Origin of the sequence: Larkinella sp. VNQ87 (assembly GCF_049445795.1) — a bacterium.
Classification (GTDB): Bacteria; Bacteroidota; Bacteroidia; order Cytophagales; family Spirosomataceae; genus Larkinella.
This window is the reverse complement of sequence record NZ_JBMSDT010000009.1, coordinates 124,504-146,442: the sequence shown is the minus strand read 5'-3', so window position 1 is coordinate 146,442 and position 21,939 is coordinate 124,504. Positions and strand designations below refer to the sequence as shown.

The 21,939-nt window shown below is 51.2% G+C and carries 22 protein-coding genes; 6 read left to right on the top strand and 16 right to left on the bottom strand.

The genetic code is table 11. The annotated features are described in order from the left end of the window. Positions 1-143: 143 nt before the first annotated feature. Positions 144-1,973, top strand: a complete 1,830-nt coding sequence (gene htpG, locus ACO2Q8_RS17015; protein ID WP_423346042.1) for a molecular chaperone HtpG — start codon at positions 144-146, stop codon at positions 1,971-1,973. An 88-nt stretch (positions 1,974-2,061) separates the two neighbouring features. On the opposite strand, the gene ACO2Q8_RS17010 is transcribed toward htpG, so the two are convergent. From ACO2Q8_RS17010 to ACO2Q8_RS16990, 5 genes are all read right to left on the bottom strand, one after another. Beyond that, complete coding sequence (locus ACO2Q8_RS17010) at positions 2,062-2,607, bottom strand: hypothetical protein (RefSeq protein ID WP_423346041.1); 546 nt, start codon at positions 2,605-2,607, stop codon at positions 2,062-2,064. 30 nt (positions 2,608-2,637) lie between these two features. After that, entirely contained in the window at positions 2,638-3,126 is a 489-nt protein-coding gene (locus ACO2Q8_RS17005) for a hypothetical protein (RefSeq protein ID WP_423346040.1), read from the bottom strand. A gap of 31 nt (positions 3,127-3,157) precedes the next feature. Continuing rightward, complete coding sequence (locus ACO2Q8_RS17000) at positions 3,158-4,093, bottom strand: OmpA family protein (protein WP_423346039.1); 936 nt, start codon at positions 4,091-4,093, stop codon at positions 3,158-3,160. Positions 4,094-4,285: 192 nt separating this feature from the next. Beyond that, on the bottom strand, positions 4,286-6,307 hold the full coding sequence (rho, locus tag ACO2Q8_RS16995; protein WP_423346038.1) for a transcription termination factor Rho: 2,022 nt from the start codon (positions 6,305-6,307) through the stop codon (positions 4,286-4,288). Between the two features lie 398 nt (positions 6,308-6,705). After that, the gene (locus tag ACO2Q8_RS16990; protein ID WP_423346037.1) at positions 6,706-7,851 is read right to left on the bottom strand and encodes a mechanosensitive ion channel family protein; all 1,146 of its coding nucleotides are present in this window, start codon (positions 7,849-7,851) and stop codon (positions 6,706-6,708) included. A gap of 68 nt (positions 7,852-7,919) precedes the next feature. On the opposite strand from ACO2Q8_RS16990, the gene ACO2Q8_RS16985 reads away from it, so the two are divergent. From ACO2Q8_RS16985 to lptC, 3 genes are all read left to right on the top strand, one after another. After that, complete coding sequence (locus ACO2Q8_RS16985; RefSeq protein WP_423346036.1) at positions 7,920-8,651, top strand: type III pantothenate kinase; 732 nt, start codon at positions 7,920-7,922, stop codon at positions 8,649-8,651. Then, a complete protein-coding gene (locus tag ACO2Q8_RS16980; RefSeq protein ID WP_423346035.1) occupies positions 8,635-9,921 on the top strand; it encodes a hypothetical protein in 1,287 nt (428 codons plus the stop codon). Before ACO2Q8_RS16985 ends, ACO2Q8_RS16980 begins: the two co-directional genes overlap by 17 nt. Positions 9,922-10,013: 92 nt before the next feature. Then, complete coding sequence (gene lptC / locus ACO2Q8_RS16975) at positions 10,014-10,565, top strand: LPS export ABC transporter periplasmic protein LptC (protein WP_423346034.1); 552 nt, start codon at positions 10,014-10,016, stop codon at positions 10,563-10,565. On the opposite strand, the gene ACO2Q8_RS16970 is transcribed toward lptC, so the two are convergent. The 11 genes from ACO2Q8_RS16970 to ACO2Q8_RS16920 all read right to left on the bottom strand — a co-directional run bounded on the left by ACO2Q8_RS16970 (position 10,566) and on the right by ACO2Q8_RS16920 (position 20,564). Further along, complete coding sequence (locus tag ACO2Q8_RS16970) at positions 10,566-11,009, bottom strand: c-type cytochrome (protein WP_423346033.1); 444 nt, start codon at positions 11,007-11,009, stop codon at positions 10,566-10,568. After that, entirely contained in the window at positions 11,006-11,656 is a 651-nt protein-coding gene (locus ACO2Q8_RS16965; RefSeq protein WP_423346032.1) for an SCO family protein, read from the bottom strand. The genes ACO2Q8_RS16970 and ACO2Q8_RS16965 overlap by 4 nt, the downstream gene beginning before the upstream one ends. Positions 11,657-11,715: 59 nt before the next feature. After that, on the bottom strand, positions 11,716-12,150 hold the full coding sequence (locus ACO2Q8_RS16960; RefSeq protein ID WP_423346031.1) for a hypothetical protein: 435 nt from the start codon (positions 12,148-12,150) through the stop codon (positions 11,716-11,718). Positions 12,151-12,247: 97 nt separating this feature from the next. Next, complete coding sequence (recN, locus tag ACO2Q8_RS16955; protein ID WP_423346030.1) at positions 12,248-13,906, bottom strand: DNA repair protein RecN; 1,659 nt, start codon at positions 13,904-13,906, stop codon at positions 12,248-12,250. A gap of 8 nt (positions 13,907-13,914) precedes the next feature. Next, a complete protein-coding gene (locus tag ACO2Q8_RS16950; protein ID WP_423346029.1) occupies positions 13,915-14,154 on the bottom strand; it encodes a hypothetical protein in 240 nt (79 codons plus the stop codon). Positions 14,155-14,157: 3 nt separating this feature from the next. Then, positions 14,158-15,081, bottom strand: a complete 924-nt coding sequence (locus ACO2Q8_RS16945) for a DUF4835 family protein (RefSeq protein WP_423346028.1) — start codon at positions 15,079-15,081, stop codon at positions 14,158-14,160. A gap of 5 nt (positions 15,082-15,086) precedes the next feature. Continuing rightward, positions 15,087-16,295 (bottom strand): bifunctional phosphopantothenoylcysteine decarboxylase/phosphopantothenate--cysteine ligase CoaBC, encoded by a 1,209-nt coding sequence (coaBC, locus tag ACO2Q8_RS16940; protein ID WP_423346027.1) that lies wholly within the window; start codon positions 16,293-16,295, stop codon positions 15,087-15,089. A 120-nt stretch (positions 16,296-16,415) separates the two neighbouring features. After that, positions 16,416-16,736, bottom strand: coding sequence for a DNA-directed RNA polymerase subunit omega (locus tag ACO2Q8_RS16935; protein ID WP_423346220.1), 321 nt, complete (start codon positions 16,734-16,736; stop codon positions 16,416-16,418). Positions 16,737-16,784: 48 nt separating this feature from the next. Further along, the gene (locus ACO2Q8_RS16930; protein WP_423346026.1) at positions 16,785-17,666 is read right to left on the bottom strand and encodes an outer membrane protein assembly factor BamD; all 882 of its coding nucleotides are present in this window, start codon (positions 17,664-17,666) and stop codon (positions 16,785-16,787) included. A 138-nt stretch (positions 17,667-17,804) separates the two neighbouring features. Further along, positions 17,805-18,446: a T9SS type A sorting domain-containing protein gene (locus tag ACO2Q8_RS16925; protein WP_423346025.1), complete on the bottom strand. Its 642-nt coding sequence runs from the start codon at positions 18,444-18,446 to the stop codon at positions 17,805-17,807. A 189-nt stretch (positions 18,447-18,635) separates the two neighbouring features. Beyond that, on the bottom strand, positions 18,636-20,564 hold the full coding sequence (locus ACO2Q8_RS16920; RefSeq protein ID WP_423346024.1) for an OstA-like protein: 1,929 nt from the start codon (positions 20,562-20,564) through the stop codon (positions 18,636-18,638). Positions 20,565-21,143: 579 nt separating this feature from the next. Between ACO2Q8_RS16920 and ACO2Q8_RS16915 the strand changes: the two genes are divergently transcribed. Both ACO2Q8_RS16915 and ACO2Q8_RS16910 read left to right on the top strand, forming a co-directional pair. Beyond that, a complete protein-coding gene (locus tag ACO2Q8_RS16915) occupies positions 21,144-21,329 on the top strand; it encodes a hypothetical protein (protein ID WP_423346023.1) in 186 nt (61 codons plus the stop codon). 331 nt (positions 21,330-21,660) lie between these two features. Next, positions 21,661-21,918, top strand: a complete 258-nt coding sequence (locus tag ACO2Q8_RS16910) for a hypothetical protein (protein ID WP_423346022.1) — start codon at positions 21,661-21,663, stop codon at positions 21,916-21,918. Positions 21,919-21,939 lie beyond the last annotated feature (21 nt).

Genomic DNA, 21,939 nt, shown 5'->3' with positions numbered 1-21,939 from the left:
ACCGATCTTTAGTTGAAATTGAACCAAAGGAGTGGACTACCCGGTCGGGCTGTCAAGTTGTCATAGTCTGGCGCTCTGGAACAGTTGTTGGTAAGCTGTGAACATCGGTTTTATGTGTCAATTTTACTCCACGATTTATCATTATGAGCGCGACTGTTCAGGAAAAAGGTCAGATTTCGATTCATACGGAAAACATTTTTCCGATCATCAAAAAATTTCTCTATTCCGATCACGAGATTTTTCTGCGGGAACTGGTTTCGAATGCCGTCGATGCGTCCCAGAAGCTGAAGAAACTAGCCGGTTTTGGTGAGTTTGGCGGGGAACTAGGCGAGCTGAAAGTGACCGTAACGCTCGATAAAGAGGCTAAAACAATTACGGTCAGCGACCGGGGCATTGGGATGACGGCCGAGGAGATCAAGAAATACATCAACCAGATTGCTTTTTCGGGGGCGTCGGAGTTTCTGGAAAAATACAAAGACAAGCTAGACGAAAAAGGCGCAATTATCGGTCATTTTGGCCTGGGCTTTTATTCGGCATTTATGGTGGCTGAAAAAGTGGAAATCGTCACGAAATCGTACCGGGATGGGGCCGAAGCGGCTCGCTGGATCTGCGACGGTTCAACCGAGTTTGAAATTACGGAAGCCGACCGGGCCGAACGGGGCACGGATATCATTCTGCACATTGCTGCCGATTCCGAAGAGTTTCTGGATCAATACCGCCTGCGGTCGATTCTGGACAAATATGGACGTTTCCTGCCGATTCCGATTGAATTTGACGGCGAAACGATCAACAACACGACACCGATCTGGACCAAATCACCTTCGGAACTGACCGACGAAGATTACCAGAAGTTTTATAAGGAACTTTATCCGATGTCGGAAGAGCCGCTGTTCTGGATTCACCTGAACGTCGACTATCCGTTCAACCTGACCGGGGTGTTGTACTTCCCTCGGGTCAAAAATGACTTCCAGATCCGTCGCGAGAAAATTCAACTCTACAGCCGTCAGGTGTTCATCACGGATGAAGTCAAGGACATTGTGCCCGACTTCCTGATGATGCTCCACGGGGTGATCGACTCGCCGGACATTCCGCTGAACGTGTCGCGGAGCTTCCTGCAGGCCGACAGTAACGTCAAGAAAATCAACGGTTACATCACCCGGAAAGTAGCGGATAAACTGTCCGAACTGTTTCGAAACGACCGTGCCGGTTTTGAGCAAAAGTTCGATGACATCGGTCTGTTTGTCAAATACGGAATTGTCAGCGACGAAAAATTCTACGAAAAGGCGAAGGATTTCTGTCTGGTAAAAAACGTCGACGGCAAGTATTTCACGTTCGAGGAGTTTAGTACCGCGGTGAAGGAAAACCAGACGGACAAAAACGGGACGACGGTCTGGCTGTACAGCAACGACCGCGAGAAGCAGGACGGATTTATTGAATCGGCCAAAAAGCGCGGTTTTGAAGTGTTGCTGTTCGACAGCCTGATCGACAGTCATTTTATCAATACGCTGGAATACAAGCTCGAAAAAACCAGCCTGAAACGCGTCGATTCGGATACGTTCGACAAGCTCATCGACAAGGGCCTGAACAACGAAAGCGTCCTGTCGGAAGACGATCGGACGAAGCTGAAAACGCTGTTTGAAGAAGTGATCGGTACAAAAACCGCAACGGTTTCGGTGGAAGCCATGCCCACCGACGAACTGCCGGTGACGATTACCTTACCCGAGTTTTTCCGCCGGATGAAAGATATGTCGGCGCTGAGTGGTGAGCGGAATATGTTCGGAGCCATGCCGGATAGTTTCAACGTGGCCGTGAACGCCAACCACCCGCTGGCCGACCGGATTCTGAAACTAACTGACGCGGAAGAACAGAAAGTGCTCGTGAAACAAAGCCTCGACCTGGCCAAACTGGCGCAGGGAATGCTCTCGGGAGCCGATTTGACGGCTTTCATTCGCCGGACGGTCGAAACGCTGTAATTCGGTTGCTGGTTTAAAGTTTAGGGTTTGTAGTTGGAACATTTGTGCTAAACAATCCCAACTATAAACCCTAAACTATTTATAACTGTTACTGCACCGGCCGGCCGTATTTGGCTTCGTGCAATTGTTTGGCCTGACCTACCCAGTCTTCGCGTTCGATCCGGTCGGGGAAAAACTCGATGATATCGCTGAGTTTTTCGACATCTTCCGGGGTAAAATTGGCCAACTGCCGGAAGCTGAAAATACCGAGCGTGTGTAGTTTCTTCTCGAAAAAAGGCCCGACTCCTACAATGTCTTTCAAGTCATCGGCATCGCCCAGCGTGGCAACACCGATCCGATTGAAATTAAGTTCGGAAGCCCGGGAAGCAATTTTTCGGAGCAGCAACTCTTCGTCGCTCACCACTTTTTCAACCGGTTTTGGCGCGGGTGGAATCACCACCGACCGAATGGCTCTCTGGTTGCGCTGGCACTCATCCAGGGCGGCTTCTTGTTCGGTCAGAGCGGTCTGAAGCGCATTGATACGGCCTTGGGTAAAGAATCGGGCCAGCAGGTAGCCAACGAAGGCGGCAAAGGCCAGCAGGAGCAGGATTTCGGTAATGGCGACGCCCCGGCTTAAGGGATCAAAATTGAACATCGTTAATGGCGGTTTTAAGTCAATGAATGGTTACGAAAGGCGGTATTTCTGCTGGTAAAGCACGTTGGCCTGGCCTACCCAGTCTTCGCGTTCGATCCGGTCGGGGAAGTACTCCAGAATGTTAGCGATTTGCTCTACATCGGCGGGCGTACAGTTGGCCAGTTGCCGGAAGGTGTAAATGCGCAGGCTGTGCAACTTTTTCTCAAAAAACGGACCTACTCCGTTGATCTCCTTCAAATCGTCGGCTTCGGCGTACGTGGCCAGTCCTATTCGATTGAAATTCAGTTCATTGGCTCGGGCTGAAATGCGTTGCAGCACTACATCTTCCTGCAACACCTGGCTGGCTTTCACGCAGTCTTCCACCTGGTTTTCGGTTTTCGTTAGCAGCGTTTGCAGTTGGCGAATGGTGTTCCGACGAATCACGTACCCGATGATGAACCCGAGAGTTCCGGCGACGAACAGCATAATCCAGAGTTGCAGGGTAGCGTCTGGCAACTGGTGGGGATTCATTTCGAACATAATAGTAACAGTTAGGGATTGCTGACTACGGTTATTGGTTGACGACGATGGCGGTTCGGCGGTTTGCTTTACGGCCTGCTTCGGTCTCATTGGAGGCAATGGGCTGGGTTTCGCCTTTGCCCTGCAACTCAATCTGGCTGGCAGCGATGCCGGCAGCCACAAACTGGCGTTTCACGGCGGCAGCGCGTTTTTTCGAGAGCATCAGGTTCAACGCATCCGAACCGACATTGTCGGTATGGCCGGTCACTACAAGCTTCTGATCCGGGTGTTGGGTCAGGTATTCCTTCGTTTTACGGAGGAAAGCGTTGGTTTCAGCCGTTTGGATGTACTCGATTTTTCCGGTATTGAAGTATAAATCCATCGGTTCGAAGATGGACGCAAATTTTTCCTTCGTTGCCAGCTCTTCCTCAGCAGTCGGTTTTTTCCCTTTGACCAACACCTCATCCAGAAAGGCAAACTGAACAGCGCCGTACAGTGAGTCGCCGGCTGGTGTGAAGACCAGGTCGGTTTTGCTTTCACCACCGGTTTTGAGTTGATGCTCGGGCACGCCGAGGCCTATCAAATACGCCCGAATGTCGTTAGCGCGGGCTACTCCTAAACTTGCTTCGCCAGACAAATTTTGTTCACCAGAATCATAAAAACCGGTCAGTTGAACATGCTTACCCGGATTAGCTTTCAGATAGGTCGCCAGGGAGTCGATAAGCGGCTGCACACCGTTGAGGTTTGCTTTGGAACCGGACTTGGCGAAGGACGCGTTACTGGGTGACTCAAATATCACCGTCGTGCCATCAGAAAAAGACAAACCAGGGACGGTAAAAGCGGGTGCCGTCGGATTGGAAACCGACGCCGTGGGGGCAGGGGAGTTGTCGTCGGGACAGAGCTGTTTGATGCGGCAGACGTGCCAGTAGGTTGATCCGCCCATCCAGAGGAAGAGCAAGACCAGCCAGGGGATTTTGTTGGTGAACATGGAGGAACAGGAAATTTGAAGGTTGTAATCTTTCTTTGAGACTCGAATAAGGCCGAAAAGTAATGCGTATCCTTCATTATTTTTTGCAAACTCCGTCAGTATCACCCGGCTAGACACAAAACCGCCCGACCGTCGTTGTCGACAGCCGGGCGGTTTTGTCTGTGCAGTTCGGAAACACCCGAACCACCGGTTTTATCGATTCATCGAAACCAGGAATTCTTCGTTGTTCCGGGTGCCGCGCATCCGGTCGAGCAGGAAATCCATCGACTCCATGGCGTTCATGTCGGCCATGTGTTTGCGGAGAATCCAGATCCGTTGCAGGGTTTCCTTGTCGAGCAACAAGTCCTCGCGACGGGTGCCCGAAGCCAGCACATCGACTGCCGGATAAACCCGCTTGTTGGCCAGTTTCCGGTCGAGCTGGAGTTCCATGTTACCGGTTCCTTTGAATTCCTCAAAGATCACCTCGTCCATTTTAGAACCTGTATCGATCAGTGCGGTGGCAATAATAGTCAGCGAACCGCCGTGTTCGACGTTCCGGGCGGCTCCGAAAAACCGCTTCGGCTTGTGCAGGGCGTTGGCATCGACCCCACCCGACAGAATCTTGCCCGACGACGGCACGACGGTGTTGTACGCCCGCGCCAGACGCGTGATCGAATCCAGCAGAATCACCACATCATGACCGCATTCGACCATCCGCTTGGCTTTCTCCAACACCATCGAAGCGACTTTAACGTGCCGTTCGGCCTGTTCGTCGAACGTCGAGGAAATCACTTCGGCGTTAACACTCCGGGCCATATCGGTTACCTCTTCCGGGCGTTCATCAATCAGCAGAATGATCAGGTACACCTCGGGGTGGTTTTTCGTAATCCCGTTAGCGATGTCCTTCAGCAATACGGTTTTACCGGTTTTCGGCTGGGCCACGATCATCCCGCGCTGGCCTTTTCCGATGGGCGCAAAGAGGTCCACCACCCGGGTCGAATACTGATCCGGTCGGTAACTCAGCGTCAGTTTTTCTTCCGGAAACAAGGGCGTCAGGTATTCAAACGGAATCCGGTCGCGGATTTCTTCGGTCGTTTTCCCATTCACCGACGACACGCGCAGCAGGGCAAAATATTTTTCACCTTCTTTCGGCGGTCGGATTTGTCCACGCACCGTATCCCCGGTTTTCAGACCGAAAAGCTTGATTTGTGACGGTGATACATATATGTCGTCGGGGCTGGCGAGGTAGTTGTAATCCGCCGACCGTAGGAAACCGTAGCCTCCGTCGGACATAATTTCCAGTACACCTTCGTTTTCAATAATCCCATCAAACTCCCGAACGTGCTGGTTGTATTGCCGACGGATGCGATTGGTATACTCATCCGGACGGGCAACCTCGCGTTGCTGGCGCTCGGGTTGTGGGGCGGATTGGGGTGCCGGAACCTCGGGTTGAGCAGGCTGAGCGGGTTGTTCAGGGGCAACAGGAGCAATCGCCGTTACGTCGCCCTCCGTTTCGGTAGCCGGGGTGAAAAAATCATCGGTATCGGGTTCAATGGCAAAGTCAAGAACCGGTTGCTCGACGTCCCGCTTCCCGTTCCGGAACGGATCATTCCGGCCTGCGCGCTCCTGCCCGGGTTTGCGTTCTACCGGTTTTTCATTGACCGGAGCAATCGGAACCGGAGTCGTTTCCGGCTGGACACCGTCGGTGTCTTTCCGAATTCGCTGGCGCATCCGACGAGGGTCGCTTCCTTCGGGCTGGTCGCCACGGTTCGGCCGGGCCGGGCCGTTTGCTTCCGGTCCGCGCCGGTTTTGCATCCGATTGGCCGGGGCTTCGGGAGTCCGGCCATTTCGTGAACCATTGTCGCGGTTTGGGCGAACGGGGGCGGGCCGGTTTTCTTCGGTTACTTCCGCCGGTGCAGGCGTTGGGGTTTCAGGTTGGATTGGTTCAGCAATGGCGGCCGGGGCTTCCGGGGCCGTCACAACGGTTTCAGCGGCCGGAGTTTCAGTCCGGGTCCGGCGGGTTCGGCGCGGGGCTTCCGCAGCGGTTTTTGCCGGCGCCTTCGAGCCATTTTCCGCAGCGGCCGGAACGGGTTCAGGGAGCAGGGCTTGCTGGTCTAAGATTTTGTAAACCAGGTCCTTTTTATTCAGTTTACTGATGTCGCGAATGCTGAATGATTCCGCAATCGCTTTCAATTCTGATAAGAGTTTCAGATCGAGTTCTTCCTTATTGTACATAAAAGCCAGAGTAAGCAAAGAGGGCTTTACTTGATGAATGTGAGATAATTGTCGATTCGTCAGCTACGGCGAATTGTGGACGAGTGAATCCAAACGGGGAAAAGTAGTGCTAAAAATTTTTCGATTGATTCCAGTCAGATATTTGCTTGACCTATGCACTTGCAGCCACTGTTTCAGTCGGTGACACGATTACGCTGATGCGTGATGCGGTTTTAACGAGGGACAGTTCGTTCAGGTGGATTTGGCTGGCAGCCTCAGATTACACGGATTAGGCAGAATACCCCTGAATCGGGTCGGAAACTATATGACCACAATGTTAAGAGTTTAATCCCGCTTTGTCAACAAGAACGTGCAAAACCCGTAAATGTTTTATTAGCAATCAAAAATAGAGCCAAAAATCATGGCAACTTTTCGAGCGGGGAATCAGTCTGCGTCCGAAGATAGAGCATTCGGGATGGAAATGCAAACTGGCCGCTATGTTTCTCAACAATCGTTAGCAACTGATAGTTCACATTTTCTTTTACCTTGTTAAATTCCCGCCAGTCGCTGGTAGCCACGTAGTACTGAATCAGCACATCGAGGGAGCTTTCACCGAACGTATCGAACTGAATCAGAGCCGGATTCTGGTTAGTCATCGGCTGACTATCGAGGTAATATCGAATGTCTTCAACAATAGCCCGCAGTGTTTCGGGCGGGGTGTCGAGGGCCAGCCGAAGGAAAAATTTAGTTCGGCGCTGGCTGCGTTGCGTCAGGTTGTCGAGCGATTGAGAGATCATCAGCCGGTTCGGAACGGCAATCTGGCTGCCGTCGTCGGTGCGGAGCCGGGTGCTGCGAAAACCAATTCGTTCGACGGTTCCAGTTACCTGATTCGGGCCGGTTCCGGCCGTGACAGTATCCCCGGTGATAAAAGGCTGGTCGAGCAGAATGGCAAACGAGGCAAACAGGTTTTCGAGGGTTTCGCGGGCGGCCAGGGCAATCGCCAGACCGCCGATACCGAGGCTCGTAACGAGAGCAATCACATTTACGTCGAACACCAGGCCGAGCGTAGCAAAAAAAGCGATGGCTGAAACGCCCAGAATGACCAGATCCCGGATGAAGGGGACGAGCTGGTCGTCGAGCTTGGTTTCGGTTTGTTCGGCTCTTTTCTGAAAAATCAGTCCCACGAATTTCACAAACCGGATGGCAATCCAGGTCAGCGCAACCATGATGGTGGTCTGGTAGAGCCGGATGATGATGAGCCGGTACCCAAATTCGGTGCGCGGAACAAGCCCCCACTGGTCAGGAATCGCCAGTCGGTCGAAGGCCAGAAACAGAACGATGAGCAGGATCAGGAATTCGATCGGTTTGCGCATCATACGCAGAAAATCACTGACCGGAATCGACCCCGCATCCGGTTTCATGATCCGAAATAAAAACCGGCTCAATCCCGTCGATAAAACCCGTTTTATCCATAACCCCAACAGAATAATCAGGGCGAACACCACCACATTGCCGATCGAGTTGCCCAGAATCCGTTGTTCAAACCACTCCAGTACTGCTTCCATGCCGCATTTTAAGCATTTTTAACAACCAAAATTGAGGAATCTGCCTGCGATTTGCAATTTTTGCAGAGATGAACATGGCCATTGACTGGGGCAACAGCGCCATTAAAGCTGGTATTTTCGAGGAGGAAACGTTGCTTGAAGCCCATCCTCATTTATCGACGGATAACTTGCGGGCTTTAATTCAGAAATTTGCACCCGATGCCGTCGTTGTATCATCGACAAACCGTCCGGCCGGGCAGTTGCGGGAGGAGCTTTCACTCAAACCGACCGTGTTCTGGCTGGCGTTGGATGGGTATACGCCGGTACCGATGGAGAAACAGTATGACACCCCGCACACCCTCGGTACCGACCGGATCGCGTCGGCGGTGGGCGCGAAGGTGTGTTTCCCGGCCGACGATTGTCTGGTGATCGATCTGGGAACCTGCGTGACGTATGATTATGTCGATGCAAACTCGGTTTTTCACGGTGGGATGATTTCTCCCGGTTTTCGTATGCGATTCCAGGCCATGCATTCGTTTACAGAAAGGCTACCTTTGGTGGAACCGGAGGAATACCGGCCCTCGTTGCTGGGGAAGAATACGCGCCAGGCCATGCAGGCCGGCGTCATCAACGGACTACTGGCCGAATTAAACGGAATCATCGACGCCCATCGCAACGAAAATCCGGCGGTGAAGGTACTGATTTGCGGGGGCGATGCGCCTTTCTTTGAAAGTAGCCTGAAACCCACCATCTTTGTAGTTCCGGAATTGGTACTGATTGGATTGAATCGTATTTTACAACATAATGTCTATCGTTCGTAACGGAGTTTATTCCGTCCTCTTCGCCAGCCTGGGCCTGCTGGGTTTATCTTCGCATTACGTTCAGGCTCAAGGTATTGGTAATTCTCCTTATTCTTCGCTGGGGGTTGGCGAGATTTATGGCAACAACAATATAACCAATTTGGGAATGGGCGGTATGGGTACGGCCTATGCCAATAGCTTCTTCCTGAACAGCGTCAATCCGGCTTTGCTGGTGCGCAACCGCTTTACCATTTTTGAAGTCGGTTTGCTGGGGCAAACGAAGCGGATCTCTGACAATAGGGGCCAGAACCAACAGGATTTTGGCGCTAATTTAAGCTACCTAAACCTGGCTTTCCCGATCACCAAATACTGGACGGCGGGCATTGGGCTGCGGCCCTACAGCTATGTCGATTACCAGACGACGCTTTACCAGCGCGTACCGGGGACGATTTATGAATCTGAATATGTTTACCGGGGGCGGGGTGGTCTAAACCGGGCTACGGTCACCAACGGTTTCAGCCTGACCAAAAGCCTGTTCGTCGGTGTTGAAGCGGCTTTTGTCTTCGGAAATATTACCAATGATTCAGATTCCCGGCTGTTGATTGGTGGGGATGATATTACCGTGAAACGGTCGACGCTCAACAGCTATGGCGATGTGGTCTGGCGGCTGGGTGCAGCCTGGCGCCCCAAACTGGGTAAAGACTGGTTTTTGAACATCGGTGGAACCATTGACCCCATGACGAAGCTGGGCGGTGATGCCGTCGATACCTACCAGCAAATCGATGCCAACGGTACGCAGATTTCAAACCCGGATACCGTTAGCATACGTACCAATGGTTCGCTGACGTTACCGGCCCATTTTCGGGGTGGTATTGTGCTGGAGAAGTTTCAGAATATTGCTTTTGGCGTTGAATTCGGGTACCAACCCTGGTCGAAATTTACGAAGCTTGACGGTAGCTCGGGCAATCTGAATGACAGTTACTCCCTGGCCGCCGGATTGGAATACACCCCGAAAGTGCGCTCAAGCCGCTACCTGGATCTGATCCCGTACCGGCTTGGGTTCAATTATACGAAACTGCCATACACCGTCGGTGGGAAGCAACCGAACGATATGAGTGTGAGTCTGGGTTTCTCGCTGCCGGTGGGCCAGTTTGTCAACTCGATGACCATCTCATTGACAGGGGGGCAGCGCGGATCGATTGCCGACGGCCAAATCCGGGAGCGTTACGGGAAAATCGGTCTGAGCCTTTCCCTCAATCAACAATGGTTCCAGCGCTACAAAATCGACTAATTCCCGATGAACGAATGCCGTTCACACAAGTGGCTGAACCAAGCCCGGCCGGGTTGCGTTGTACGGATTGAAGTGATTGACAACAAAATACGATGACAGGAACGTTTCTCCGCACGCTTGCTCTCATAACAACGGTACTGAGTGTTGGATTGGCGGGTTGCAAAGAAGAACCGGCAGCCCAAAAAACCAAACCGTATACCGGGCCGCTGGAAGAGATTAACAACGTGCAGGTGTTGTACAGCGAGGCCGGGGCACTGAAGGTGAAAATGAACACGCCTTTGCAGTACAAATACCAGTCCAACGACCGGGTGTATCCCAAAACCGTCAACATTGAATTCTACGGCCCAGACCGGCAGGTTGAAACCACTCTGCGGGCTGATTCGGGCCGGTACGTTCACGCCCAGAACTTCTACCGCGTCATGGGAAATGTGGTGGTGATCAACCGTAAAACCAACCAGGAACTCTATACACCCGAGTTAAACTGGAATCCGACGACCAAGAAGGTTTATACGGAAAAAGCGGTCAAGATTCTCAGCAAGAACACCAATGAGCGCCTGGAAGGCGTCGGGTTGGATACTGACCAGACATTCTCGCACTATTTCATTCGGAAGACTTCCGGTATTTTCCGAATAGCCGGGCAATAATCACGGTTGTTTCGACGCCCGTTCGCGCTGCACCCGACAGGTATCCAGCACTTTACTGGCTTCTTTCACCTCAGTAATGACGGTTTCATTGCCCCATTTGTTGTAGATGTAGGTTGTGATTTCGGCAATGTCGATGTCGGTTAACTGGCGGTTTTCGGGCATCGGGCGGTTGTAAGTCCGGCCGTTGACAGTAATTGGCCCCTGTTGCCCGTACCGAATCAGGCAAATCACGGTTTCCTTGTTTTTCAGAAAGTCTGAACCGTTGATGGGTGGATAGAGGGCTTCCAACCCTTTCCCGTCTTCCTGGTGGCAGTTGGCGCAATGCTGCGTATACAACTGATAGCCTTCCACAAAATACTTCTCCTGCTTGAGTTGTTCCTGGCTCTGGCAGCCGATCAGAGCCAGGAACGGCAGTAACGCCAATCCCCTCGTGAATCGTTTCATTTCGTTTGGTATTCGGCCAGCAGTTTTTCCATGTCAGCCATGAGTTTGTCGGCGCCTTCTTCGGTCGTGCCGTCATACATGCCCCGCACATGCTTCTCCTTGTCGACCAGCACAAAATGGCCGCTATGGAGCAGACCACCCGGCGCACCGGCATCTTCTTGGGCCACCACCATGTAGCTTTTGCCGGTTTTGAAAATCTCCGCTCTCGGTCCCGTAGCAAACTGCCATTGGTTACCCGTAATGCCCAGATTGGTGGCAAATTCTTTCAAAACAGCGGGCGTATCGCGCTGGGGGTCAATGGTGTGCGACAGAATCATCACGTCCGGATTGCCCTTGAATTTGTCGTACACCCGCTTCATCTGTGTTTTCATCTTCGGACAAATCGTGGGGCAACTCACAAAGAAGAAATCCGTGACGTAAATCTTCCCGTCGAACATGGTATTGGAAACCGGCAGGCTGTCCTGATTCACAAACTGAAACGGCGGAATTTTGTAGTAAATGGTATCGGTGACGGTTTTACCGTCCACGACTTTGGTAACTGTATCCCGTTCTCCGTAAATCGGCAGGCGGTTTTCCTGTGATGAACAGGCCGCGAGCACCGACGACAGGGCGATCAGGAGGGTACCGGATTTAACAATCGAAAACATACGGTGATAATATCGGACTAGGGCTTCAACATGGAATCGATACTAGATAACTAACACGCTCAATTCCCTAAGAATTTCTTTGCCTGGTCAATTCCGCCGTTTATTTTCTCTTTAATGTCGTTTATTTTCTTCATTTCTTCATCCAAATACGCTCTCGCCTGGGTCTCATCCAGGGCTTTGAGCGTATCGGAGTTATAGTGAGTCATCCAGTGGTGCATCAGGCTGTCGGCTTCGGTCAACGATTTGTTGATTGCCAACCCTTCTTCCTGCCGGTTTTTCAATTCGGGCGTACCCGGCTTTACTTTTGACAGGCTGTCGATCTGCTGGCTGATGGCATCTTTCAGATCGAGCATCTCGGTGTTTCGGGGCATCACTTCATCGTGAATAACCAGCAAGGAATCCTGAATCTGTTGAATATCCTTGGTCTCTCCGCTTTTCTGGCAACTGCTGATGAAACCGGCGAGGGCGAAAACAGGAAGGAGTATTTTTTTCATGGGGTATACGGTGATTACGTTATGGAAGCTGAAACTTTCCTGACAAGCCGGGCGGCCGGGCGGTTGAAAACCCGGTCAGGAAATCCGGTTTACGATGTTACGCTTTCTGCGAAAGCAATTCTTTGGCATTTTTCAACACACTGGCGGATGGATTTTTACCCCCGATCATCTGCGCAATTTCCTGCACCCGCTCAGTAAAGCTGAGTTTTCGCACCCGGCTGACGGTCCGGTTGCCCGAATGGTCTTTGTACACAAAATAATGCGCTTTGCCCTGGGCGGCAATCTGGTGCAGGTGAGTGATCGCAATGATCTGGTGGCTGTGCGCCATATCCCGCATCATGTTGCCCATTTTAATGGCAATCTCGCCCGAAACTCCGGTATCGATTTCGTCAAAAATGATCGTTGGCAACGACCGCTTGCTGGCCAGAATGTATTTGATCGTCATCATCAGGCGCGAAAACTCTCCACCCGACGCGACATTTTTCAACTGCTGCGGTTTTACACCCTTGTTGGCGCTGAATAGAAACGAAATCGTATCGATGCCGCTGGTACTGGGTTTGCCGACTTCCAGGTTGATCTTCAACGACGCGTTGGGCATGCCTAAATCTACCAGCAAACTGTCGATCTGCTTCTCGATTTGCTCCAAAACCGCCCGGCGCGAATCCGACAGCAACTGAGCGCTCACCATCAGTTGGTGAAGGGCGGCTTCGCTTTCGCCCTTCGCCAGCGCGAGTTCTTCGTCCGAATTCAAAATCTTGCTGACTTTCTTTTCCAGCATAGCCTGAATGTCGAGCAGTTCGGTGATGGTTTTAACGGCGTGTTTGGTCTGCAACTGGTAAATCAGGTTGAGCCGTTCCCGGATGGTTTCCGCCCGGCTGTCGTTGGTTTCGATGTTGTCCTGCTCGGTACTGATTTCCCCAGCCAGATCACGTAGTTCGATCAATGCACTTTGCGCCCGGTCGCGGATGGCGCCAAACCGTTCGGCCAGGCGGGTAACGTAGTTCAGGTTGTTGACAACATTTTTCAAATAAACAACCACCGACTGTTCGGCATTGTCGAGGTAATCCCACGACAGTTGCAGCCGTTCCTTGATGTCTTCGGCGTTTTCCAGAATTGTCAGTTCCTGCTCAAGCTGTTCCTGCTCGTCGGCTTGCAGACTAAGTCGTTGAAGTTCCTCATACAGGAAATTGTTGTAGTCGAACTCCTTTTTCATCGTAGCCGTTTCGTTCAACAGTTGCTCGTAGGCTTCCTGTTTGAGCCGAAACTGACGGTAATCGGTCCGGTATTGCCGCAACAGCGCATCGTTCTGGGCGTAGGTATCGACAATTTCCAGTTGGTATTCATTCGAGCCCAGCAGAATCGAATCGTGCTGGGAATGGATGTCCATCAAATGGCTGGTCACCCGGCGCAGAATATCGAGCGTTACAGGCGTGTCGTTGACAAAGGCGCGGGATTTGCCGCTGGGGCTGATTTCCCGGCGAACGAAGCAGGTGGTGTCGTAGTCGAGGTTTTCTTCGTCAAATAAATTCTCAATGATGTACCCCGACACGGCGAAGACCCCTTCAATGACGCATTTCTCGTCGGGGTTATAGAGCGTTTTGGTATCAGCCCGGTTGCCCATCAAGAGGCCAATGGCCCCGAGCATGATGGATTTTCCCGCTCCCGTTTCGCCCGTGATGATGTTCAGCGAGGAATCGGGGTCCATTTCCAGGTGTTCAATCAGCGCGTAATTTTTTATCAGTAAATGCGAGAGCATAGTAAAGTCTAAAAGGGAGCTTTTTCGTCCAGAATAACTTCCTCAAGGGTTTGAATGGGGACAGTATGCGTGTGGTCCCGGTGGTCCCGCATGAATAGCTGAGTTCCTTGTTTATCAAATAGCCGACCATGCAAGGTACGTCCGTCGGTCAAAACCAAATGAACGTCGGTTTGCAGAAGCCGGGCCGCCGTTTGTTCCGACCAGTTCAACACGTCCGTTGCCCGAATGCGAAGTAAGCGTTTCCCCATGAATTATCGGAGTAACTTTCGGTAAACTTCGGTTTTGGCCGGGTCCAGGGCCGACAGGAGCGTAAACGCCTGTTGCCGTTCCTCGCGGGAGCCTTCGTTCATGATGTTGAAGAGTTCTTCTCCTTTGGCATCGAAAAACGTATTGATCACCACCGAATTAGGCCGTAGCTGGCTGACCTGCCGAATCGTCGACAACACCTCCAGGGTTTGCTGACGCGCGATGGCCGGGTTTGCCGTGAAATTGTCCAGTACCTGTCGGTGGTAAGTATACAGCGCATCGTGGTAAGGAACAAACTGCTGGCTTTGCAGATTTTCAATCAGCCAATACCGATTCCGAATGTCCCCCTGCGCTCCCCAGGCTCCTCCGCCCGCGCTCTGGTTGGCCAGCGACATCACATTGTAAGCCCGCTGAAAGAAGAGTTTGCCACCCTGTTTCCCGAACGAATCATAATCGACGCCCAGCATGATGAGCGCGTGAAACGCCAGTAGGGAGGTAAGCTCGTTTTCTGGCGCATAGGTGTTTTCATTGAAAAACATTGGGTTGTTCGGCCGGAACGGGAAGTTGAATGAATTGTCGATGTACCGCAGCGTAACCGTCTCGTAATTGCTGCCGTACACTGGCCGCAACACAATGACCTGAGCACGGCCCTCGTAATAGTTCTGAGAAGGAACCTTCAGAATATCGATCACCAGTTTACAGTTGATGCGTTCTTCAGGATTAAAAGCGTCGGTGGTCCACCGGCGGTTGTTCATAAAGTCGGTGATGAACGCCTGCATCTGGGGAAAAATCTGACGGTCGGTCACCTGCGACGAATTCGCCTGGTTGAAGTTGACTGTGACCTGACAATTCAGTTCCTGCGCCTGGCTGCTTCTGGCGACAAGACCCAGGATAACCGTCAAAAGCCCAATAATGGCTGGTAATTTCATACGATTTAAAGCTTTTCCTCAACGAGATTCAGCAAATCTTCGGCCACTTTATCTTTTGATTTCAGGTCGAATTCATAAACCCGTTCGTCTCTGTCAATAACGGTAATTTTGTTGGTATCGTGCCCAAAACCGGCTCCCGAATCGCGCAACGAATTGAGAACAATAAAATCAAAGTTCTTTGCACGAAGTTTGGTCAACGCGTTGGCCTGCTCGTCCTGCGTTTCCAGGGCAAAACCGACAATGAGCTGATCCGGCCGTTTTTGCCCGCCCAGGGTGGCGGCAATATCGACGGTTTTTTTCATCGCCAGATCAAACGTGGCTTCTTTCTTCTTGATCTTCTGATCGGCAGGGTGAAGCGGGGTATAGTCGGCTACGGCTGCAGCCAGAATCACCACTTGAGCGGTCGGAAAGGCTTCTGCGGTGGCTTCATACATTTCCTGCGCCGAACGGACAGCAATCCGCCGAATCGTCGGGTCGGGAAAGGGCAAGGATGTCGGGCCGCTGACGAGTGTAACCTCCGCACCTGCCTGCGCAAACGCGCGGGCGATGGCATAGCCCATCTTCCCGCTGGAGTGGTTGCTGATAAACCGGACCGGATCAATCGGTTCCTGCGTTGGCCCGGCCGTAATCAGCACCTTTTTATGCCGGAACAGCGGGCGATGGGCCAGATGCCGTTCGAGGTCGGCCAGAATGTGTTCCGGTTCAGCCAGTCGCCCTTCGCCTACCAGCCCACTGGCTAACTCGCCGTGTTCAGCCTGAATCAGGTGATTTCCGAACGAATCGAGTCGCCGGAGATTATCGAGTGTGGTCGGATGACGGTACATATCCAGATCCATCGCCGGGGCTAGAAAAACCGGGCATTTCGCCGACAGATACACGGCCGACAGCAGATCGTCGCAGAAGCCGTGGGCGAACTTGGCCAGCGTGTGGGCCGATGCCGGGGCTACCACGATCAAATCCGCCCAGAGAGCCAGTTCCACATGGTTGTTCCACTGGCCGTCGCCGGAAGCCTGGTTGACGAACTCCGACAGCACCGGACGTTTGGAGAGCGTTGCCAGCGTCAGTGGGGTAATGAATTCCTTCGCCGAGGGAGTCATCACGACCTGGACTTCGGCACCAGTTTTAACCAGTAGCCGGACCAGCAACGCCGATTTGTAGGCGGCAATGCTCCCGGTCACGCCCAGCAAGATTTTTTTTCCGGTCAGAGTAGACATAGCACAAAAGTACAAACCAAAAATAAACCGGGGAAGGTCAGAACCCACACAGAAAAACCGCCATCGCGTTTTTTCCTGGGCTTTCTGCGCTTCCCCGGCTGTTGGGTATCAGACTAGAAATCAGAGGTTGCCGGTCGGCTCTTCGTCGACGGTGCGCCACTGCAATTTACCTTCCAGAAATTCGTCGGTGGCCACGGTGGTCGGTTTCGGGAGCCGCTCGTAGTATTTCGAAATCTCGATCTGCTCGCGGTTTTCAAACACTTCTTCGAGGTTATCGACGGCCGAAGCGAATTCCGAAAGTTTATTGCTCAACTCTTCTTTCATTTTGCTTGAAATCTGCCGGGCCCGTTTTGAAATGATTGAAACGGATTCGTACAGATTGCCCGTTGCAGCCGCGATTTTGTCGGTATCCCGGGTGATGATCGAAGGATTACTTGCCATAATGTTGTCTTTCAATTGGTTGATAGTGAGCCGGTTCATGAAAACCGGTTATTGAGCGGTGGCCGTTACTTTGGCCGGTTTTTGCTGCTGGTTTAACTTCTCTTTCTCCTGGGTGGCAATCGTCTCCAGTTCCTTACGGCTGTCTTCATACATCCGCTCGGCTTTTTTCAGATCCGGGCTTTTCGGGTACTTATCCACCAGGGCCAGGTAATAGGTAACAACGTCCTGGTGACGTTCTTTCAATTTATCCGAAAAGCTGTTTTTCGCCAGGTGATACTGGGCATCGACCCGGAGGTACGCCAGTTCTTCGTTAAATTTCGAATCCGGATACTCGCGCAGGAAATTACTGATCGAGACGACCGACGAGCGGTAGTTGGCGATGTTGGCGGCACTGGTTTTATAATACAGCTTGGCTTTTTCATACGCCTTCAGTTCCAGTTTGTCACGCAGCACCTTGATGTAATCGGTACATTCCTGCCGGAACGGGCTTTGCGGATTGGCATTGATAAAATCCTGCAAAGCGGCCATCGCCGTCAGGGTGTTGGATTGATCAAGGTTGTAATTCGGTGAATCCTTGAACAGCGACAGGGCGTAGAAATACATCGCTTCGTGGGCGTAATCACTCCGGGCAAAGGTTTCGTAGAACTGCTTGAAGTGAAAGGCCGACAACTGGTAATTCTGTTGCTGGTATTCGCAATGGGCCCGGTAAAACTGCGCCATTTCCGACTCCGTACTCCCTTTCAGGATTGGAATCAATTCTTCAAACAACAGTCCGGCTTTGTAGAATTCGCCTTTCTTAAAGTAAGCAACGGCGGCCTGGTACTTCTCGTCGTCCGTACCCTTTTTCTGTAATTTCTGAAAGGGGCTGCATGATGTAAAAAGTATCATCAAAACAACCGCCAGCGTACCTGCTTTCCAACAATGCTGCATAGAATGCAAAATTAATAAAATTCTCTGTAACAGTAACGATTGCACGGTTTAAATAGTGCGGAAGCGGTGGCTGGATGCCCTTAAAAAAAGGAGCAGTAAACAGCTTACTGTTTACTGCTCGTCTCTGAAGATTAATAGTTATTGATGGCTGACCATCAGTTTCTTCGTCGCAATTGTCTTTCCGTCAAGCGACAGTTGGTAGAAGTACATGCCTGAATTTAGTTCACTGGTCGTAATCCGGATTTTCCGTGCATTCTTGTCCAGAACGTATTCGGCAACCTGAGCACCCAGAACATTCAGAAAAGACAGTTTAGCGTCTTTCACATTGCCTGAAATATGGTAATCGATTTCCGCGTATTCGTTGGCCGGGTTGGGGTAGATGTTGGAAACCGTAATTCGGTCACTGGCGTACATGGTATCATCGGCTTTCCGGGCTTCTTCCGCCGATTGTCGGTTTTCCAGCGCTACCGGGTTGCTGGTTTCGGTGCTGGCCGTCCGAACGGGGGTTTTGGTCGACGATGCGTTCAGCAGTTGATTCCGGTAATATTGGTTAATAGCCGCATTTTTCTGAACCGTCACACCCCGGTCAAGGCTGGCAACGGTTGGGTGTTTCAAAAAAGGAAAGTTGCGGGAATGGATGACACGGCTGGTTGGAGCAGGCTTTTGCCCCAATTCCAACCGGCTTTTGGGCTTGCTGCTATCGGTCTGAGCCATCAGGCTCTGCGATAGCAAAAGCGCCAGGCCAGTCAACCAGGCATATAGACGTACAGATTGTTTCATAAAGATTCATTCATTCAAGAATTGGGTGGATATACTAGCCCACCACAAACATATTTAAAAAAACGAGAAAGTCAACGACCTCTTCCTCGAAATATTGCTATTGGCTTACTTTTTTTCCTTAGAACCTAAAATCTCTTGAAAGGTTTAAATGGAATCCGATGTTTTTACCAAAAAATCTTGCCAACTCGTTTAATTGCCTGTCTTTCGGACCGGTTTTCTGTTTAGTTCCTTTTCCAGATCACTCTCCTCTGTAACTGTCGGTGTGGTCGTCTGGACCGGCTTCGCGTTTACAGTGCCCGGTTTCAGCGTGCTCGCACTATCGGCCCGGGCAGTTTTGGCGGGTGTCGAAACAATTGACTTCGGTTCGACAACTGGTTTTATAGTCTCCTGATTGCCGGGAGCTTTCTTGATCAGCTTCTTAAGCCCTGCTTCAGTCCCCGGGATCTCTCGTTTGATCGTTGCCGATGCCTCGGCTGGGGCCATCGCCGACGGTTTGGAGCCGGGTGTCGTGCCGGAAATAACTGTCGGCGATACAGCCGGGTCCACGTAGCCCGTTACCTTAGCCTTGGTAGGTCGTTCAGCGATGCGCCAGTTAAAGCCCTCGAGTCGTTTATCGCTGTCTTTCAGTTCTTTCGGTGGCACCAACTTCGAGTCTGGCTGGCCATAGAAACTGATTTTGCTTACCTTTCGGTCGGCAAACCGGATGGTCATTTTACTACACAGCACCCGATTCATGCCAATCATTTTATTCGCATCATCGACCGCAAAATAGAGGCTCTCCCCGTTGCCTTCGACCACCACATGATCGATATCGGAGCGGTCTTTCTTTCGGTCGTACCCAAAAAATGCGGTCAGGGTTCGGCCCTTCACCTGATTGAAATTTTGCAGGGTATCCTGTGATATGACGAAAGAATGGCCCCGGAGTAACATTTTGTTGATCCGGTTATTTTTCATCAATGCCGTAATCGAATCGCCTTCCATCTGATAATTCGTACTCCAGACGATCGGATCGCCAAAGAAATAGATGGTCGAGTCGGCGGTTTCGTACACGATCGAATCACACTTGCTCTGCAGATCATTCTTGAAAACCAGGACGTTTTTCTGCCCGATCAGCCTGCGGTACGTCGAGTCGACTTTGGTAACGCCTTTCCGCCATTTCGGATTCGGCAGTTCAAACGACCAGAGTGTATCGGCCCGCATGAACAGGGTATCCGAACTGGTAACACTCTTAACCAACGCGTGACCAATCATCCGGGCAACCCCGACTTTTCGATTGTATCGCCCGAAATCGCCCGTCAGGATGGTTTTATCGTTCTTTGCAAACAGGACGACATTGCCGCGAGCTGTGTAAAAATCACTGGCATTATTGCCCAGCAGCGTGTCGCCGGTCAGCGTATATTTTTCGGTTTCTATGGTTGCCCGCCGTTGGAAATTCGAAAACCGGGTGACGGTATTGTAATCCCCATCTTTGGCAATCAGCGTCCCTTCCTTGCTGGTAATCCGGGTTGGTCCCTGAAAGGTCGCTACTTTACTCAGCGAATTGTACAGCAGCGAGTCCGCCGTCAGGGTATATTTCGGATTGACCAGCCGCACATCGTCCCGAAACGTGAATACTTTGGTTCGCGTGTTGTAATAACCTTCATTACTGGTCAGGATGTTCTCCCGATCCACAATCCGGCCTTTCTGCGGGTAATGGGCAATGCCGTTCGCCATATCATAGTCCAGCCGCCGGGTGGTCAACGTCATTTTCCGGTCTTTCAGAATTACTGTCCGACCCGTTACGTTGGCCTGCCGGGACGCTCCGTAATAAAAAAGTGTATCTCCTCTGACACTGAGGGTATCACCCTGAATCATTCGGACGTTTCCGTAGGCTTCAATGACGTTGGTCGTCAGATTCTGGATGGCCCGGTCGCAGAACATCTCCATATTTTTATGCTGAAGATGCACATTGCCGGTCAGCTTCCGAATCTCCTCGGTCCCCGATTGCAAACCTTCCAGTTGGTCAGAACGCTTCAGTATGACCAACTCGCCGGGTCCGCCTGCCGGTGATGTACCAATCTGGGCACTTACTGGCCCCGATAGTATAATCAGCAGCAAAACCAGCAGCCTGTTTATCATTCTGTTATCAAAGACGCACGTTTTAGTCAAAGGGTTGCGATGCATGAGAAAAAAATGTCAGAACCGGGATTCCACGGATTCAGGGATTAACTCGGATATAAAAGATTGAACTGCGGTAGCCAATCTTAGTAAATCCCATAATCCGTGGAATCCGGGTTCAGACGGTTTTGTGCAAAATTAGCGCTTTCGTCGAAACCGGTTTTTTGAAAGCTTCTTTTTAAGTTTAATTAACAATAAACTCGGGTGATTAATTTGAAAAAGATAAAAAAACAACCTTACCAGCCTCTTGGTATCATCGTCCCGTCGCGTAGGAAGACAAAAATGACTTTTGCCAGCGGTAGTTGGTCCCGTCGAGAGTTATGTGAAAAATCAAACAAATTTCGCCGGGTGTTTCATCGGCTGTTCATTTCCAACCCCCGTACTTGACTAACCCGGACCCGACGGTTTCCGGGTTTTATTGTTGGACCATTTGCTTACTATTCGCTTCTGTCGCCGGCTTCTGTTTCGTTGCGGGTGTTGCATAAAACAGACACAGCCTGTATTTCCAGGCTTGCTATTTTTTCACTAGCCCAGGTTACTATGAAAGATATCCTGAAAGCGGTTATTCCGGTTGCCATTGGCCTCTTTATCTACCATTATCTGGCTAATGAAGGGGTGTTTAAAGGGCCAGACTGGCTTATTCTGTTGGTACACATCGCAACACTCAGCATAGTCGTTTACGCTGTTATACGATTATTTCGTCGGAAAAAACTTCCCAAATCATGATTTTGAATTGGGCTCGTTCTGAAATAGCCTCAATTGTTTCAAGATCGAAGAAAAAGACACCTGTTGACCGACCGACCACTACCCTGATTGATTAGGTTTTTGCTGGCGTACTTTCGACGGTTTCGATAAAAAATGCCGACGACCCGATGCAGCCGGTGGGGTGGGCTTGTCAATAATGGGATTGACTAATCGGAAACGAAACGTTGTAAAAATCGTCGGGTTTTACCCAGTCATTCCTGGAACCGGCGTTGCTTCTTATTTTTTAATCGATTCTTCGGCTGAAACCTGTTAAAAATAGTTGTAATTACAGAACAGCAATCTGGAATCAATTATGAAAAAGCTACTGATGGCTCTAATGGCTTTTGTGTTATTGGGCTGCGATCCGCTTGACAAAAAATACGATCAGGAAAAGCATGAACAAGTTATGGCCGATCATGCCGATTCGGCCAGCCGGGTGGCTTTTCGACGGGCGATGGTGGAGAATGAGGTCAACGATGTTCGGAACGAAGAGTTTACGTATCAGGAGTTGATCGACCAGGGCAAGGCGCTGGAGCGCAAAAATCCCGCAGTCCGGAGCGGTGCCCGCTAAAAATACGGCTCATACAGTTCA